This window comes from Micromonospora sp. WMMD710 (genome assembly GCF_029626045.1).
Classification (GTDB): domain Bacteria; phylum Actinomycetota; class Actinomycetes; order Mycobacteriales; family Micromonosporaceae; genus Micromonospora.
The window spans coordinates 4,248,153-4,262,536 of the sequence record NZ_JARUBD010000001.1; the positions used below are offsets into that span (position 1 = coordinate 4,248,153).

Below are 14,384 nucleotides of genomic sequence, written 5' to 3' on the forward strand. Positions count from 1 at the left end.
CCACCGGCGGCGGGGGCGGCGCGGAGCGGGAATGATGGCCGGGTGCGGTTCCTTCACGGCGCGGCCCCCGCGCACGACCTGACCTATACCGACGTGTTCATGGCGCCGGCCCGTTCCGACCTCGGCTCCCGGCTCGACGTCGACCTGTCCACCGGCGACGGCACGGGCACCACCATCCCGCTGGTGGTGTCGAACATGACCGCGGTCGCGGGTCGGCGGATGGCCGAGACGGTGGCCCGGCGGGGCGCGATCGCGGTGATCCCGCAGGACATCCCGATCGAGGTGGTGGCGAACGTCGTCGCCTGGGTGAAGCGGCGTCACCTGGTCTACGACACGCCGATCACGCTCGGCCCGACCGAGACCGTCGGCGACGCCATCCACCTGCTGCCCAAGCGTTCGCACGGCGCGGTGATCGTGGTCGACGAGGCCGGCCGGCCGGTGGGCGTGGTCACCGAGGCGGACACCGTGGGCGTCGACCGGTTCGCCCAGCTGCGCCACGTGATGTCCACGGAGCTGCACACCGTGCCGGCGGACGCGGACCCGCGTACCGGCTTCGACCTGCTCTCCGCGGGTCGGCGCCGGCTCGCCCCGGTGGTGGACGCGGACGGCCGGCTGGTCGGGGTGCTGACCCGGCAGGGTGCGCTGCGGGCCACCCTCTACACCCCGGCGGTGGACGACCGGGGGCGGCTGCGGATCGCGGCGGCGGTCGGGATCAACGGTGACGTCACCGGCAAGGCCGCCGCGCTGCTCGAGGCGGGGGTGGACACGCTGGTCGTGGACACCGCGCACGGTCACCAGACGCGGATGATCTCGGCGTTGCAGGCGGTCCGCAAGCTGGACCCGGGCGTCCCGATCGCCGCCGGCAACGTGGTCACCGCCGAGGGCGTACGCGACCTGGTCGAGGCCGGCGCGGACATCATCAAGGTCGGCGTCGGGCCCGGCGCGATGTGCACCACCCGGATGATGACCGGCGTGGGCCGGCCGCAGTTCTCCGCCGTACTCGACTGCTCGACGGCAGCTCGCGAGCTGGGCCGGCACGTCTGGGCCGACGGCGGTGTGCGACACCCGCGCGACGTGGCGCTCGCGCTCGCCGCCGGCGCGTCGAACGTGATGATCGGCTCCTGGTTCGCCGGCACCTACGAGTCGCCCGGCGACCTGTACACCGAGCCGGACGGCCGGCGGTACAAGGAGAGCTTCGGGATGGCCTCGGCGCGGGCGGTCAGCGCCCGTACCGCCGACGACAGCCCGTACGACAGGGCCCGCAAGGCGGTGTTCGAGGAGGGAATCTCGTCGGCCCGGATGTACCTGGATCCGTCCCGGCCCGGCGTCGAGGATCTGATCGACGAGATCATCGCCGGGGTTCGCAGCGCCTTCACCTACGCCGGTGCGCGAGACCTGACGCAGTTCCACGAGCGGGCGATCGTGGGCGTGCAGAGCGCCGCCGGCTTCACCGAAGGAATGCCCCTCCCCACCAGCTGGTAACGGCACCCACCTCGCCCTACCCCCCTTCCCCCCCGGGCCCACCCACCTCAGGGTCGATCATGGAGTTGTGGTGCCCCGTAAAAGGGGTGCCGATGGGCGAACCGCCCACCACAAGTCCATGATCGACGCGTTTGGGGGCGGGCGTTGGGGGCGGGCGTTTGGGGTGATCAGGTCGCCAGGCGGCTCAGGACGTTGCGGGCTGCCTCGCGGGGGTTGTCGCCGACCCGCTCGGGCAGCGCGCCGGCCAGCCAGAGGGTCGCGAAGCCGTGCGCGATCGACCAGGCGGCGAGCGCGTCCCGGTCGGCGTCGGCGGGGACGCCGCCAACGGGTAGCGCCACCACCCCGGAGCGGAGCGCGGCGCCGGCGCGCTCGCGGGCGGCGATCAGCTCGGCGTCGTCGGCCCGGTAGAGCTCCGGACGGAACATCACCTCGAAGTACGCCCGGTGCCCGACGGCGAAGTCGACGTAGGCGACGCCGGCCTCCAGCAGGTCGTCATCCGCCTCGGTCAACGTCTGGGTCAGCAGGTCGAACCCCTGGGCGGCGAGCGCGGTGAGCAGGCCCGCCTTGTCGCCGAAGTGGTGCGCGGGCGCGGCGTGCGAGACGCCGGCCCGGCGGGCCAGGTCGCGCAGGCTCAACGCGGCCGGCCCGACCTCCTCGATCGCGTCGAGCGCGGCCGCGAGCAGAGTGCGACGGAGGTCGCCGTGGTGGTACGAGCGCGTCTCGGTCATACCGGAATCCTATCTTGCCATTGACAAGATGCCAGCGCCTGACGCAATCTTGTCACCGACAAGTTGCTGCGAGGAGGACTCCGATGGCACCCCTGATCGCCCTGGTTCTCGGCACCGCGCTGGCCCGACTCGCCGGCCTGGCCGGCATCTCCGCACTCGACGGCCGGCACCCCGCACTGCGGGTCGGGCTGGCTCTGATGTTCGTGCTGACCGGCGTCGCGCACTTCGCGGGACAGCGCCGCGCCGACCTGATCGCGATGGTTCCGCCCCGACTGCCCCGGCCGGACCTGCTGGTCACCCTCACCGGCGTACTGGAGCTGGTCGGCGCCGTCGGCCTGCTGATCCCGGCGACCGCCCGCCTGGCCGCGGCCGACCTCGGCCTGCTCATGCTCGCGATGTTTCCGGCCAACGTCTCGGCCGCTCGCCGGAGCCTGACTCTCGCCGGGCGTCCGGTCACCCCGCTCGGGCAGCGCACCGCCCTGCAGATCGTGTTCGTCGCCACTGCGGCGGTAATTTCGTTTGGCCCCTGACTATCAGGGGGCTAACCTGTGCCCGTGGAACTCGTCACCCTCCAGGACGTGCCGATCGGGCGACTGCTGGTGGTGGCCGGGCACCTCGTGGGGCAGCGTTGGAACCGCTACCTCGCCGAGGAGCACGGCCTCACCCAGGCCGGCATGGTCACCCTGATGACGCTCGCTCGTCATGGCGAGCTGCCGCACCGCGAGGTCGCCGAGAAGGGGTTCGTACGCCCGGCGACCCTGACCGGCATCGTCGACACGCTCGCCCGCGACGGTCTCGTCGAACGGCAGCGCGACGACAGCGACCGGCGCAGCATCCGACTCGCCATCACCCCCGCCGGGCGGGAGAAGGTTGCCGCGCTCAGCGCACTCATGCATACCGGACGACCGCTCACCTCGATCGACGCCGACCCGGCGAAGGCCCAGGTGATCCGGGAGTTCCTGCTGGAGGTCATCGGCAGCGGGGACGACCCGCGGATGACCGGACGCCCAACCGAACCGAAGGACCCGGCGTGCTGATCCGACTCCTGCGCGGCCAACTGCGCACCTATCAGAGACCGTTGCTGGCGGTGGTGCTGCTCCAGTTCGTGGGCACCATGGCCTCGCTCTACCTGCCCAGCCTCAACGCGGACATCATCGACCAGGGCGTGGCCCGGGGCGACACCGACTACATCGTGCGTACCGGCGGCTGGATGCTGCTGGTCAGCCTGATCCAGATCGTCTGTTCCATCGCCGCGGTCTATCTGGGCGCGCGGATCGCGATGGGCTTCGGCCGCGACGTCCGCGCCACGCTGTTCGGGCACGTCAACCGCTTCTCCGCGCGCGAGGTGGCCCGGTTCGGGGCACCCTCGCTGATCACGCGGAACACCAACGACGTGCAACAGGTGCAGATGCTGGTGCTGATGAGCTGCACGATGCTCGTCGCCGCACCGATCATGAGCGTCGGCGGCGTCTTCATGGCGCTGCGTGAGGACATCGGGCTCTCCTGGCTGATGCTGGTCAGCGTGCCGGTGCTCGCCATCACGCTCGGCGCGATCATCCGTCGGATGGTGCCGGGCTTCCGGCTGATGCAGACCCGGATCGACACCGTCAACCGGGTGCTGCGCGAGCAGATCACCGGCATCCGGGTGGTCCGCGCGTTCGTCCGCGAGCCGTACGAGACGGATCGCTTCGCCGTCGCGAACGCCGACCTGACCGCCACCGCGCTGCGGACCGGACGGCTGCTGGCGTTGATCTTCCCGGTGGTCATGCTGGTGCTGAACGTCTCCAGCGTGGCGGTGCTCTGGTTCGGCGCGCAGCGGGTGGACGCCAACGCGATCCAGGTCGGCGCGCTCACCGCGTTCCTGCAGTATCTGATGCAGATCCTGATGGCCGTGATGATGGCCACCTTCATGCTGATGATGGTGCCCCGGGCCGCGGTCTGCGCCGAGCGGATCGTCGAGGTGCTGGACACCGACTCCTCGGTGGCCCCCTCCACCGCCCCGGTCACCGAGCTGTCCAGCAGGGCCGAGCTGGAGCTGCGCGGGGTGCGCTTCCAGTACCCGGGCGCGGTCGAACCGGTGCTGCGCGACATCTCCTTCCGGGCGACGCCGGGCACCACCACGGCGATCATCGGCAGCACCGGTGCGGGCAAGACGACGCTGCTGTCACTGATCCCCCGCCTCGTCGACGTCACCGGCGGCGCGGTGCTGGTCGACGGCGTGGACGTACGCGACCTCGCACCCGACGAACTGTGGCGACGCATCGGGTTGGTGCCGCAACGGCCGTACCTGTTCACCGGCACGGTCGCCAGCAACCTGCGCTACGGCAACCCGGACGCCACCGACGAGGAACTGTGGACGGCGCTGGAGATCGCCCAGGCCCGGGACTTCGTGGCCCAGATGCCCGGCGGCCTGGACGCACCGATCGCCCAGGGCGGCAGCACCGTCTCCGGTGGTCAGCGGCAACGTCTGGCCATCGCCAGGGCCCTGGTCCGGAAACCGGAGATCTACCTGTTCGACGACTCGTTCTCCGCGCTGGACCTCGGCACCGACGCGCGGCTGCGGGCGGCACTGCGGCCGGTCACCGCACAGTCCGCCGTGGTGATCGTGGCCCAACGGGTCTCCACCATCGTGGACGCCGACCAGATCATCGTGCTCGAGAACGGAGGGGTCGTCGGAGTGGGACGACACGCGCAGTTGTTGGAGACCTGCCCGACGTACGCCGAGATCGTGGCCTCTCAGCAGACGACGGAGGTGCCGGCATGAGCGAGCCCGACGAGTCGCGGACCGCGACCGTACCCAGTCAGAAGCCCGCCGGCGACACCCCGCCGCAAGCCGGCGGCGAAGCCGCGCAGCAGCCCGGCGGCGACACGCGGACGCCGAAGCGGCTGCCGCCCGGCCGTGCGGGCGGTGGGCCGCCGTGGATGAGCGCCGGGATGCCCGCCGAGAAGTCGATGAACTTCGGACCGTCGGCCCGGCGGCTGCTCGGTCGGCTCCGCCCGCACCGGCTGCACCTGGCCGCCATCATCACCCTCGCGGTGGTGAGCGTCGGCTTCAGCGTGGCCGGGCCGAAGATCCTCGGCCACGCCACCGACCTTATCTTCACCGGGGTGATCGGTCGGCAATTGGAGCCCGGCACCACCACCGAGCAGGCCGCCGCCGCAGCGCGGGCCAGCGGCAACGGCAGCTTCGCCGACATGCTGGCCCGGATGGACGTGGTGCCCGGGGTCGGCATCGACTTCGACGCCCTGCGCCGGGTGCTGCTGCTGGCGCTCGGGCTCTACCTCGCGGCGAGCCTGCTGTCGTGGTGGCAGGGCTGGCTGCTCAACGGCGTCGTCCAGCGCACCGTGCTGCGGCTGCGCGCCGAGGTGGAGGAGAAGCTCAACCGGCTGCCGCTGCCCTACTTCGACCGGCAACCCCGAGGCGAGCTGCTCAGCCGGGTCACCAACGACATCGACAACATCTCCACCAGCCTCCAGCAGACCCTCAGCCAGCTGCTCACCTCGCTGCTGACGGTGGTCGGCGTGTTGGCCGTGATGTTCTGGATCTCGCCGCTGCTGGCCCTGGTGGCCCTGGTCGCGGTGCCGCTGTCGGTACTGGTCACCCAGCGCATCGCCAAGCGTTCGCAGAAGCAGTTCATCGCCCAGTGGACGCACACCGGCGAGCTGAACGGCCAGATCGAGGAGGCGTACACGGGCCACGAGCTGGTGAAGGTCTTCGGCCGGCAGCGCGAGGTGGAGGCGGCGTTCCACGCGAAGAACGAGGAGCTGTTCCGGGCCAGCTTCGGCGCGCAGTTCATCTCCGGGATCATCATGCCGTCGATGATGTTCATCGGAAATCTGAGCTACGTGGCGATCGCCGTGGTCGGTGGGCTGCGGGTCGCCTCCGGCTCGATGAGCCTCGGTGACGTGCAGGCGTTCATCCAGTACTCCCGCCAGTTCACCCAGCCGCTCACCCAACTCGCGTCGATGGCCAACCTGCTCCAGTCCGGAGTGGCGTCCGCCGAGCGGGTCTTCGCGGTGCTCGACGCCGACGAGCAGACACCCGACCCGGCCGAGCCGGTCCGGGTCGCCGACCCGCACGGCCGGGTCGAGTTCGAGCATGTCTCGTTCCGCTACGAGCCGGACAAGCCGCTGATCGACGACCTGTCGCTGGTCGCCGAGCCGGGGCACACGGTGGCCATCGTCGGCCCGACCGGCGCCGGCAAGACCACCCTGGTCAACCTGATCATGCGGTTCTACGAGCTGGACGCCGGCCGGATCACCCTCGACGGGGTGGACATCACCACGATGCGCCGCGACGACCTGCGCGGACGGATCGGCATGGTGCTCCAGGACACCTGGCTCTTCGGCGGCACCATCCGCGACAACATCGCCTACGGCCGGCCGGACGCGACCGAGGAGGAGATCGTCGCCGCAGCCCGTGCCACCTTCGTCGACCGGTTCGTGCGCAGCCTGCCCGACGGCTACGACACGGTCATCGACGAGGAGGGCAGCAACGTCAGCGCCGGCGAGAAGCAGCTGATCACGATCGCCCGGGCGTTCCTCGCCGAACCGTCGCTGCTCATCCTCGACGAAGCCACCAGCTCGGTGGACACCCGCACCGAGGTGCTGCTCCAGCGGGCGATGGCGGCGCTGCGCTCGGACCGCACCAGCTTCGTCATCGCCCACCGCCTCTCCACCATCCGCGACGCCGACCTGATCCTGATGATGGAGAACGGCCGGATCGTCGAGCAGGGCACCCACGAGCAGTTGCTCGCCGCCCAGGGCGCGTACCACCGGCTCTACCGGTCCCAGTTCACCGGCGCGGTGGTCGACGAGGAACCCGCCGTTCCCGCCGCCCAGCCCGCGTCGGTCTGAGGGCGGGTCAGTGCGGCGGGAGCAGGTCGGCCGCGCGGGCGGCGACCTGCCCGCCGATCAGGGCCAGCGCGGCGTCGACGGGCATCGGGGCCAGGGCGCGGCCGCCGCGCGGGCGCAACGCGAGGCGACCGTCGGCCACCTCCCGGGCGCCCAGCACCCCGAGGTACGGGACGCGGCGGCGGGCCGCGTCCCGGATCCGGGCGCCCAGCGAGCCGGCGACGTCGACCTCGACCCGCAGGCCGGCGTCGACGGCCCGCCGGGCCAGCTCCGCCGCCGCGTCGGCCTGCCCGTCGTCCACCGGCAGCACCACCAGCTGCACGGGCGCGTACCAGGCCGGGAAGGCACCCTCGTGCACCTCGATGAGGTACGCGAACAGCCGTTCCATGCTGCCGACGAGGCTGCGGTGCAGCATGACCGGCCGGTGCCGGCTGCCGTCGGGACCGGTGTACGACAGGTCGAACCGCTCCGGCTTGTCGAAGTCGAGTTGGATGGTGGAGATGGTCGACTCCCGGCCGGCCGCGTCGACGATCTGGATGTCGATCTTCGGCCCGTAGAAGGCGGCCTCACCGGGTGCCTCGACGTACTCCACCCCGGCCAGTGCTCCCCGGAGCAACTCCTCGGCGCGGGCCCACTGCGCGTCGTCGCCGACGTACTTCCCGCCCGGCCCGCGCACCGACAGCCGGAGGCCGGCCGGGCGGACGCCGAGCGCGGCGTGCGCCTCCCGGATCAGCCGCAGAACCTCCGCGACCTCCTCGCCCACCTGCTCTGGTGCGCAGAAGGTGTGCGCGTCGTTGAGCGAGATGGCGCGTACCCGGGACAGCCCGCCGAGCACTCCCGAGCGCTCCGAGCGGTACATCCCGCCCAGCTCCGCGATCCGCAGCGGCAACTCCCGGTAGGACCGGCCCCGCGCCCGGAACACCAGCGCGTGGTGCGGGCAGAGCGCCGGGCGGAGCACGAACTCGTCGTCGGCGCTCAGCCGCATCGGCGGGAACATGTCGTCGGCGAAGTAGCCGAGATGGCCGGAGAGCTCGAAGAGTTCGCGTTTGCCCAGCGGCGGCGAGTAGACGTGCTGGTGGCCGGAGCGGCGCTCCAGCTCCCGGACGTACTCCTCGACGGCGTGCCGGGCGGCGGCGCCGGCGGGCAGCCAGATCGGCAGGCCGGCGCCGGCCAGCGGATCGGAGACGAAGAGGTCCAGCTCACGGCCGAGCCTGCGGTGGTCGCTCATGTCGAGCTCCTGGATCGGGTACGACCCGGGAGCGACCTCGACACCGAACGCCGCGCGGGCCTCGGGGGCGGATCGCCCCGGGGCCTGGTCGACGGTGGTTACGTCAGAGCGGCGCGCCGGGGACACCCGGCGTCGTGGTCACCACTACCGCACTGCGCATTCCGCGACGCTACCCATCGGGCGGTCGAGGACGCACCCGGATTTACGGCGGCAAGGGAGGAGGCGGGCCGCCGGCGCGGGACCCGCCGGCGGCCCTGGCGGCCCGAAAACGTCAGGAACGGGGGACCCGACGGGCGGAGCCGCGCCGACAACGGTACGCCGACGAACGCCGATCCGCCGACCGCTCCGGCACGGGTGAAACCGTCACCCGAGGCTGGTTCGCCTCGTTGTACCTGGGTGGCCCGGTCGTGTCGACGGTCACGACGGGGTGGGGCTGTCCACGGTGACGCCGGACACGCCGTCAGGCTCGAGACACCCAATCGGCCGCATTCGGCGAGGTGGCAGGCGTGCCCGAACTACTGACTGACGTCGCATCGCCGACGTGGGCGTACCTGGTGCTGCTCGGCTTGCTGATCGCGGACGCGTTCGTACCCGTCATCCCCACCCAGATCGTCATGATCACCAGCGGTGCCCTCACCGTCTACGGCGGGCTCAGCCTGCCGGTCACCATCGCCGTCGGCGCGCTCGGCGTGTTCGCCGGGGACCTGGCCTGCTACCTGCTCGGTCGAGGTGCGCCCGACCGGCGGGCACCCCGGCACGCCGAGCCCGGCCGGGCCCGCCGGGTGGCCATCCGGGTCACCCAGGGGCTCCGGCAACCCGGGCCGCTGGTGATCCTGCTCTGCCGATTCGTGCCCGGTGGCCGGATGGCGGCCTGCTTCTCGGCCGGTCGCAGCCGCTACCCGTACCGGCTGTTCGTGCTCTACGAGGCGATCGCCGCGCTCGGCTGGGCCACGTACGGCGCGCTGGTCGGGCACCTCGGCGGCACCGCGCTCACCGAGTCGGCATGGCGGCTGGCCATCATCGCCACCGCCGCGGCGGCCAGTTTCGCGGCGGCCGGCTGGGCGATGACCCTGGTCGCTGCCCGCCACGCCCGCGCCGCAACCGACATCCCCATCGACTGAGTGTCGACAGACCTGCGGCTATAAGCCTGGCCAAACTGGCCGAGGCGGCGGGTTGACTCAGGCGCGTATCAGCCAGATTGAAAGCGGCGGGCACACCAGCCTCGAAACCCTCCGCGCCTACGTCACCGGCCTCGGCGGCCACCTTGAGGTCGTCGCCGGCATTGGGAACATCCCACTGAACGTTGCGTGATCTGGCGAGGTCACCTCCTCGGGTCCGGGTGCCTGTAGGGGTGGTCCCTGGGGACGATTTCGGTGGGCTTCCCCGATTCGGCTCGGGTACCCGCGGCGACAGGCTGAGGCATGCCTGGAACCCGGACTACCGGCCTACTGGCCCTCGGCGGGATCGCCCTGGCGGCTGTCCTCACCGTGATCGGTCACCTCGAAGTCAACGACGACCTCAACCCGTGGGCGTTGACCATCAGCGACTTCGCCGTCTCCGACCGGGGCGGCGCCATCGACGTCGCCATGGTGGTGCTGGCGTTCGCCACCGTGGCGCTGCTGTCCGGCCTGCGCCACACCGGCCCGCCCCGACGCAACGTCGGCCGGACGGCCGAGCTGCTGCTCGGCGCATGGGTGGCCGGGCTGCTGGTGGCCGCGGTGGTGCCGACGAACGAGCCGGGCACCGCCGTGACCACCACCGCGTACGTGCACCGGTACGCCTCGGTGGTCGCCTTCCTGGCGCTACCGCTCGCCGGCTGGCTGCTCGCCCGCCGACCCGACCTGACAACCGCCGCCCGGCCGCTGCGTGCCCTCGTCCTGCTCAGCCTGGCCCTGGCAGCGGCCATGATCTGGTCCGCCTACCCCGGCGACCGAATGCTCATCGGTCTGGCGGAACGCCTCCTCATCGTCACCGAGGTAGCCGTCCTCGCCACGGTAGCGATAACGCAAACCCGCGCCACCACCACCACCGCCCCCACCACCACCGCCGCCACCACCGCCACCGCCACCGCCACCACCGCCGCCACCACCGCCACCGCCACCGCTGCCGCCACCGCTGCCGTCGATCATGGAGTTGTGGTGCCTCACAAAAGGGGCTTGGCGGCATGAACCGGCCACCACAACTCCATGATCGACCGGGCGGGGGGCGGGGGCGGGGGGCGGGGGCGGGGGGCGGGGGGCGGGGGGGATTACTCCAGCTCGTGGAGCATCAGCTGGCGGGCTGCTTCGGTGATGGAACCGGAGAGACTCGGGTAGATGGTGATGGTCTGGGCCAGCTCGTTGACCGTCAGGTTGTTCTCCACGGCCATGGTGATCGGCAGAATCAGCTCGCTGGCCTTGGGGGCGACCACCACACCGCCGATGACCTGCCCGCTGGCGGGCCGGCAGAACAACTTCACGAAACCGTCGGACAGGTCGTCCATCTTGGCCCGGGCGTTGCCGGACAGCGGCAGCATCACCTGCCGGGCCGGCACCTTGCCCGCGTCCACCTCGTCCTGTGAGACGCCGACGGTGGCCAGCTCCGGGTCGGTGAAGACGTTCGCGGCGACGGTCCGCAGCCGCAGCGGGCGGACCGCCTCACCGAGGGCGTGCCACATCGCGATCCGGCCCTGCATGGCGGCGACGCTGGCCAGCAGCAGAACCCCGGTGCAGTCGCCGGCGGCGTAGATGCCGGGCACGTTGGTCCGGGAGACCCGGTCGACCGTGACGTAGCCGCCACGGCCCAGCTCCACGCCGTACTCGGTCAGGCCCAGGTTGGCGGTGTTCGGGACCGAGCCGACCGTGATCAACGCGTGCGAGCCGGTGACCTTGCGGCCGTCGGACAGCTCCACCTCGACCCCGTCGGCGGTACGCCGCACCGCGTCGGCCCGCGAGTTGTTGAGGATCTCCATGCCCCGGTTGCGGAACACCCGCTCGATGGCGGACGCCGCGTCGGCGTCCTCGTGCGGCATCACCCGGTCCCGGCTGGAGACCAGGGTGACCTCGACGCCCATGGCCAGGTACGCGCTGGCGAACTCCGCGCCGGTCACGCCGGAGCCGACCACGATCAGGTGCTCCGGCAGCTCCGGCAGGTCGTACACCTGGCGCCAGGTCAGGATGCGTTCACCGTCCGGTACGGCGGTGGGCAACTGGCGGGGTGTCGAGCCGGTGGCCACCAGCACGGTGGACGCGGCGATCGAGTATTCCTCGCCGCCGTCGGCCGGGGTGACGATCACCCGGTGCGTGTGCCCGAGGGTGTCCTCGCCGAGCCGGGCGGTGCCGGCCACGAAGGCGACCCCCGCCTTGAGCAGCTTGGCGTGGATGTCGGCGGACTGGGCCAGCGCCAACCGCTTGACCCGCTCGTGCACCGCCCGCGCGTCGACGGTGACGGCCTCCAGGCCGTCGGAGTGCACCCCGAACTCCTCGGTGTCCCGGTAGCCGGTGACCACCTCGGAGCTGGCGATGAAGGTCTTCGACGGCACGCAGTCGGAGAGCACGCACGCCCCACCCGCCCCGTCGGCCTCGACCACGGTGACATCGGCGTCCAGCTGGGCGGCGACGAGGGCCGCCTCGTACCCGGCCGGCCCCCCGCCGATGATCACGATCCGGCTCACAGCGTTCGCCCTTCGTTGATGCTCACAGTGACTTTCTTCTCCCGAACGCACCCGACACGCACAGTCGTATTCTCCCCCACCCGCCCGCCGGGCTATCGTCATCGCCGTGCGTCATCACGCCGCCTACGGCTCAAACCTTGATCCCGCCCGGATGCGCGCCTACTGCCCGCACTCGCCGATGGTGGGCACCGGCTGGCTGGAGGGGTGGCGGCTGACCTTCGCCGGGGCAGACGTGATCGGTTGGGAGGGCGCGGTGAGCACCCTCGTCGAGTCCCCCGGCGACCGGGTGTTCGTGGCGATCTACGACATCCACCCGTACGATGCCGCCCAGCTCGACGAGCTGGAGGGAGTCGCCGCCGGCACGTACCGCAAGCTGCACGTGCGGGTCTCCACCCTCGACGGCGACGTGACCGCGTGGATCTACGTGTTCGACGGGTACGAGGGCGGCCTGCCCACGTCGTGGTATCTCTCGGAGATCGCCAACGCCGCCGAGAAGGCGGGCGCGCCGGACGACTACGTCAACGAGCTGCGGTCCCGCCCCACCGGCACCGCGTCCGCGTAGCGCGTCTCCCACACCCCTCAGTCTGCAACCGTCGCCGGTCGGCGCGGGCGTCGGGCCCCGTCGGCGTCGTCAATCACACACCGTGGCCGGGACGGAAAGCTCGTACATGTCGGTCCATCGGGTCTCCCGCAGGCCCACCGACCGGTAGAGGGACAGCGGCGTGGTCGGGTTGCTGAGATCCACCCCCAGGCCGGCCGCCATCCGACCCTTCTCGGCGTAGCGGGCGAAGGCGCGGCGCAGCAGCGCCGCACCCACACCCCGCCGACGGTACGCCGGCAGCACCGACAGGCTCTTCACGAAGCCCTCCTGCTGGTCCAGGGCTTGGTCGGAGGACTGCAACGCGCCGGCCGGCACCCCGTGCACCTCGGCGACGAACCACTCGTCCCAGGCGGTCAGATCACCGATCCGGGCGCGCCACCGCTCGTACGACAGCGGCTCGTGGTCCGGGGTGTCACGGAAGGCGATGTCGTGGATCCGGTGGAACTCCCGCAGGTCGGCCTCGTCGTCGGGGCGGACCGGTCGCACCGTCACCCCGGGTCGCGGGGCCGGCGCGGCGGGCAGGTCGGCCAGCATGCGACGCATTCGGACGTACCGCTTGGCCAGGGTGAAGCCGGCAGCGCGCAGGTCGGCTTCCCAGGCGCGTTCCGGGGCGAAGACCGCGCACCGGACGGTGAGTGCGGGCAGCCCGCGCTCGGCGGCCCGTTCGGCGACCCGGTCGAGTTGGCGGGCCAGCAGCGGCGCCCGGAGCACGGCGGCCCGGCCCGGGTCGACGTACACCTCCACAAACTCCCGGCCGACGCCGCTCGGGTTGTCCACGGTCGCCCAGCCCACCACGTCGTCGTCTGGGTCCACGGCCAGCCAGGAGTCCCGTGCCGGGTCGAAGAAGGGCGCGGTGAGCGACGCCGCCACGTCCTCGGCGTCGAAGTCGGGATGGCCGATGGCGAAGGTGTCGGCGGCGTGCACCACCGCGAGGATCGCCGGAACGTCGTCGAGGGTGGGTCGGCGCGCGGTCCAACCCGCGGGGAGGGTCACGGCAGCTGATCCTGGCAGCCGGCGGGTGCCGGCGCCGCCCATTTTCCGGCCGGTCGGCCGGCTCAGGCGAGGTCGGCCCGGGTGCGGTGCAGCAGCTCCACCAGTTCGGCGCCGTCGGCGGGGCCGAGTGCCACGAACGCCGGCGCGGCCAACCGGTTGGTCACCGCCTCCGCCCACAGCCGCCGACGCACCAGCGGCCCGACCGGCGGGTACGGGGGCGGCCAGCCGCAGGCCACCGCGCCGGCCTCACCCTCCGGCCCGGCCAGCACCGCCTCCAGCGGTGTCATCCCGGCGGCCCGCACGGCCAGCAGGTACGCGCCGGTGAAGTGCTCGCGGAGCAGGCGCAGCCCGGCGGCGCAGCGGGCACCGGGGGTGTTCTCCGGCAGCGGCATGGCCCGCCACGCGGCGAAGAGCGGCATGCCGCTGGCGTCCGCCGCCGCCACCGCCCGCTCGACGAGTTCGGACAGGCGATCGGTGCCGGGGAGCGGACCCAACTGCCGGGTGCCCCACTCGCAGCACTCGGCGAGGCTCGCGGCGGCCACCTCGATCGGCCGGGTGGACCGGGCGGCGGCGTCCCACCCGTCGGCGACCGCGTCCGGGGCGACGAAACCGAGGGCGGCGGCGGCCGTCTCGGCCCGTACGTCGCCGAGCGCCCCGGCCCGGCCGCTGATGTAGAAGGCCCAGCCGGAGATGCCGAGCAGTCGAGCTCGCCGCAGGGTGGTCGGACTGCGGCTGAACGCGTCACCCAGATCGAGCACGACGGGTTTGCTGGCTGCGGCGACCTGCTCCGGCGTCATCCGATCGCCGCCCGCGCCCACCCCGGCGGGGCGGCCGTCGCGGTGCCCC

At 72.2% G+C, this 14,384-nt stretch carries 14 protein-coding genes; 9 read left to right on the top strand and 5 right to left on the bottom strand.

Annotation, left to right across the window (positions count from 1 at the left end):
- The first annotated feature begins 42 nt into the window (after nt 1-42).
- Nucleotides 43-1,482, top strand: a complete 1,440-nt coding sequence (locus tag O7620_RS19585; protein WP_151490589.1) for a GuaB1 family IMP dehydrogenase-related protein — start codon at nt 43-45, stop codon at nt 1,480-1,482.
- A gap of 167 nt (nt 1,483-1,649) precedes the next feature.
- Here O7620_RS19585 and O7620_RS19590 read toward each other — a convergent pair whose 3' ends face one another.
- Nucleotides 1,650-2,210 carry a TetR/AcrR family transcriptional regulator gene (locus tag O7620_RS19590; RefSeq protein WP_278124306.1) on the bottom strand — a complete coding sequence of 187 codons (561 nt, stop codon included), beginning with the start codon at nt 2,208-2,210 and terminating at the stop codon, nt 1,650-1,652.
- 83 nt (nt 2,211-2,293) lie between these two features.
- On the opposite strand from O7620_RS19590, the gene O7620_RS19595 reads away from it, so the two are divergent.
- From O7620_RS19595 to O7620_RS19610, 4 genes are all read left to right on the top strand, one after another.
- On the top strand, nt 2,294-2,740 hold the full coding sequence (locus O7620_RS19595; protein ID WP_278124308.1) for a DoxX family membrane protein: 447 nt from the start codon (nt 2,294-2,296) through the stop codon (nt 2,738-2,740).
- Nucleotides 2,741-2,764: 24 nt separating this feature from the next.
- On the top strand, nt 2,765-3,247 hold the full coding sequence (locus tag O7620_RS19600; protein ID WP_278124310.1) for a MarR family transcriptional regulator: 483 nt from the start codon (nt 2,765-2,767) through the stop codon (nt 3,245-3,247).
- The gene (locus tag O7620_RS19605) at nt 3,241-4,974 is read left to right on the top strand and encodes an ABC transporter ATP-binding protein (RefSeq protein WP_278124311.1); all 1,734 of its coding nucleotides are present in this window, start codon (nt 3,241-3,243) and stop codon (nt 4,972-4,974) included. The genes O7620_RS19600 and O7620_RS19605 overlap by 7 nt, the downstream gene beginning before the upstream one ends.
- 170 nt (nt 4,975-5,144) lie before the next feature.
- The gene (locus tag O7620_RS19610; protein WP_225854815.1) at nt 5,145-7,067 is read left to right on the top strand and encodes an ABC transporter ATP-binding protein; all 1,923 of its coding nucleotides are present in this window, start codon (nt 5,145-5,147) and stop codon (nt 7,065-7,067) included.
- 7 nt (nt 7,068-7,074) lie between these two features.
- Here O7620_RS19610 and thrS read toward each other — a convergent pair whose 3' ends face one another.
- The gene (gene thrS, locus O7620_RS19615; RefSeq protein WP_278124312.1) at nt 7,075-8,292 is read right to left on the bottom strand and encodes a threonine--tRNA ligase; all 1,218 of its coding nucleotides are present in this window, start codon (nt 8,290-8,292) and stop codon (nt 7,075-7,077) included.
- Nucleotides 8,293-8,798: 506 nt separating this feature from the next.
- Here thrS and O7620_RS19620 point away from each other — a divergent pair.
- The 3 genes from O7620_RS19620 (at nt 8,799) to O7620_RS19630 (ending at nt 10,460) form a co-directional block, all read left to right on the top strand.
- Nucleotides 8,799-9,413, top strand: a complete 615-nt coding sequence (locus O7620_RS19620; RefSeq protein ID WP_278124313.1) for a DedA family protein — start codon at nt 8,799-8,801, stop codon at nt 9,411-9,413.
- Nucleotides 9,370-9,603 carry a helix-turn-helix transcriptional regulator gene (locus O7620_RS32095; protein ID WP_347403800.1) on the top strand — a complete coding sequence of 78 codons (234 nt, stop codon included), beginning with the start codon at nt 9,370-9,372 and terminating at the stop codon, nt 9,601-9,603. The genes O7620_RS19620 and O7620_RS32095 overlap by 44 nt, the downstream gene beginning before the upstream one ends.
- A gap of 110 nt (nt 9,604-9,713) precedes the next feature.
- Nucleotides 9,714-10,460, top strand: coding sequence for a DUF998 domain-containing protein (locus tag O7620_RS19630; RefSeq protein ID WP_278124315.1), 747 nt, complete (start codon nt 9,714-9,716; stop codon nt 10,458-10,460).
- 80 nt (nt 10,461-10,540) lie between these two features.
- Here O7620_RS19630 and O7620_RS19635 read toward each other — a convergent pair whose 3' ends face one another.
- Nucleotides 10,541-11,944, bottom strand: a complete 1,404-nt coding sequence (locus O7620_RS19635) for an NAD(P)H-quinone dehydrogenase (RefSeq protein WP_278124316.1) — start codon at nt 11,942-11,944, stop codon at nt 10,541-10,543.
- Between the two features lie 106 nt (nt 11,945-12,050).
- Between O7620_RS19635 and O7620_RS19640 the strand changes: the two genes are divergently transcribed.
- Nucleotides 12,051-12,506, top strand: a complete 456-nt coding sequence (locus tag O7620_RS19640) for a gamma-glutamylcyclotransferase (protein WP_278124317.1) — start codon at nt 12,051-12,053, stop codon at nt 12,504-12,506.
- 69 nt (nt 12,507-12,575) lie between these two features.
- On the opposite strand, the gene O7620_RS19645 is transcribed toward O7620_RS19640, so the two are convergent.
- Nucleotides 12,576-13,538 (bottom strand): GNAT family N-acetyltransferase, encoded by a 963-nt coding sequence (locus tag O7620_RS19645; protein ID WP_278124318.1) that lies wholly within the window; start codon nt 13,536-13,538, stop codon nt 12,576-12,578.
- Between the two features lie 62 nt (nt 13,539-13,600).
- Complete coding sequence (locus O7620_RS19650; RefSeq protein WP_278124321.1) at nt 13,601-14,335, bottom strand: hypothetical protein; 735 nt, start codon at nt 14,333-14,335, stop codon at nt 13,601-13,603.
- Nucleotides 14,336-14,384: the final 49 nt, after the last annotated feature.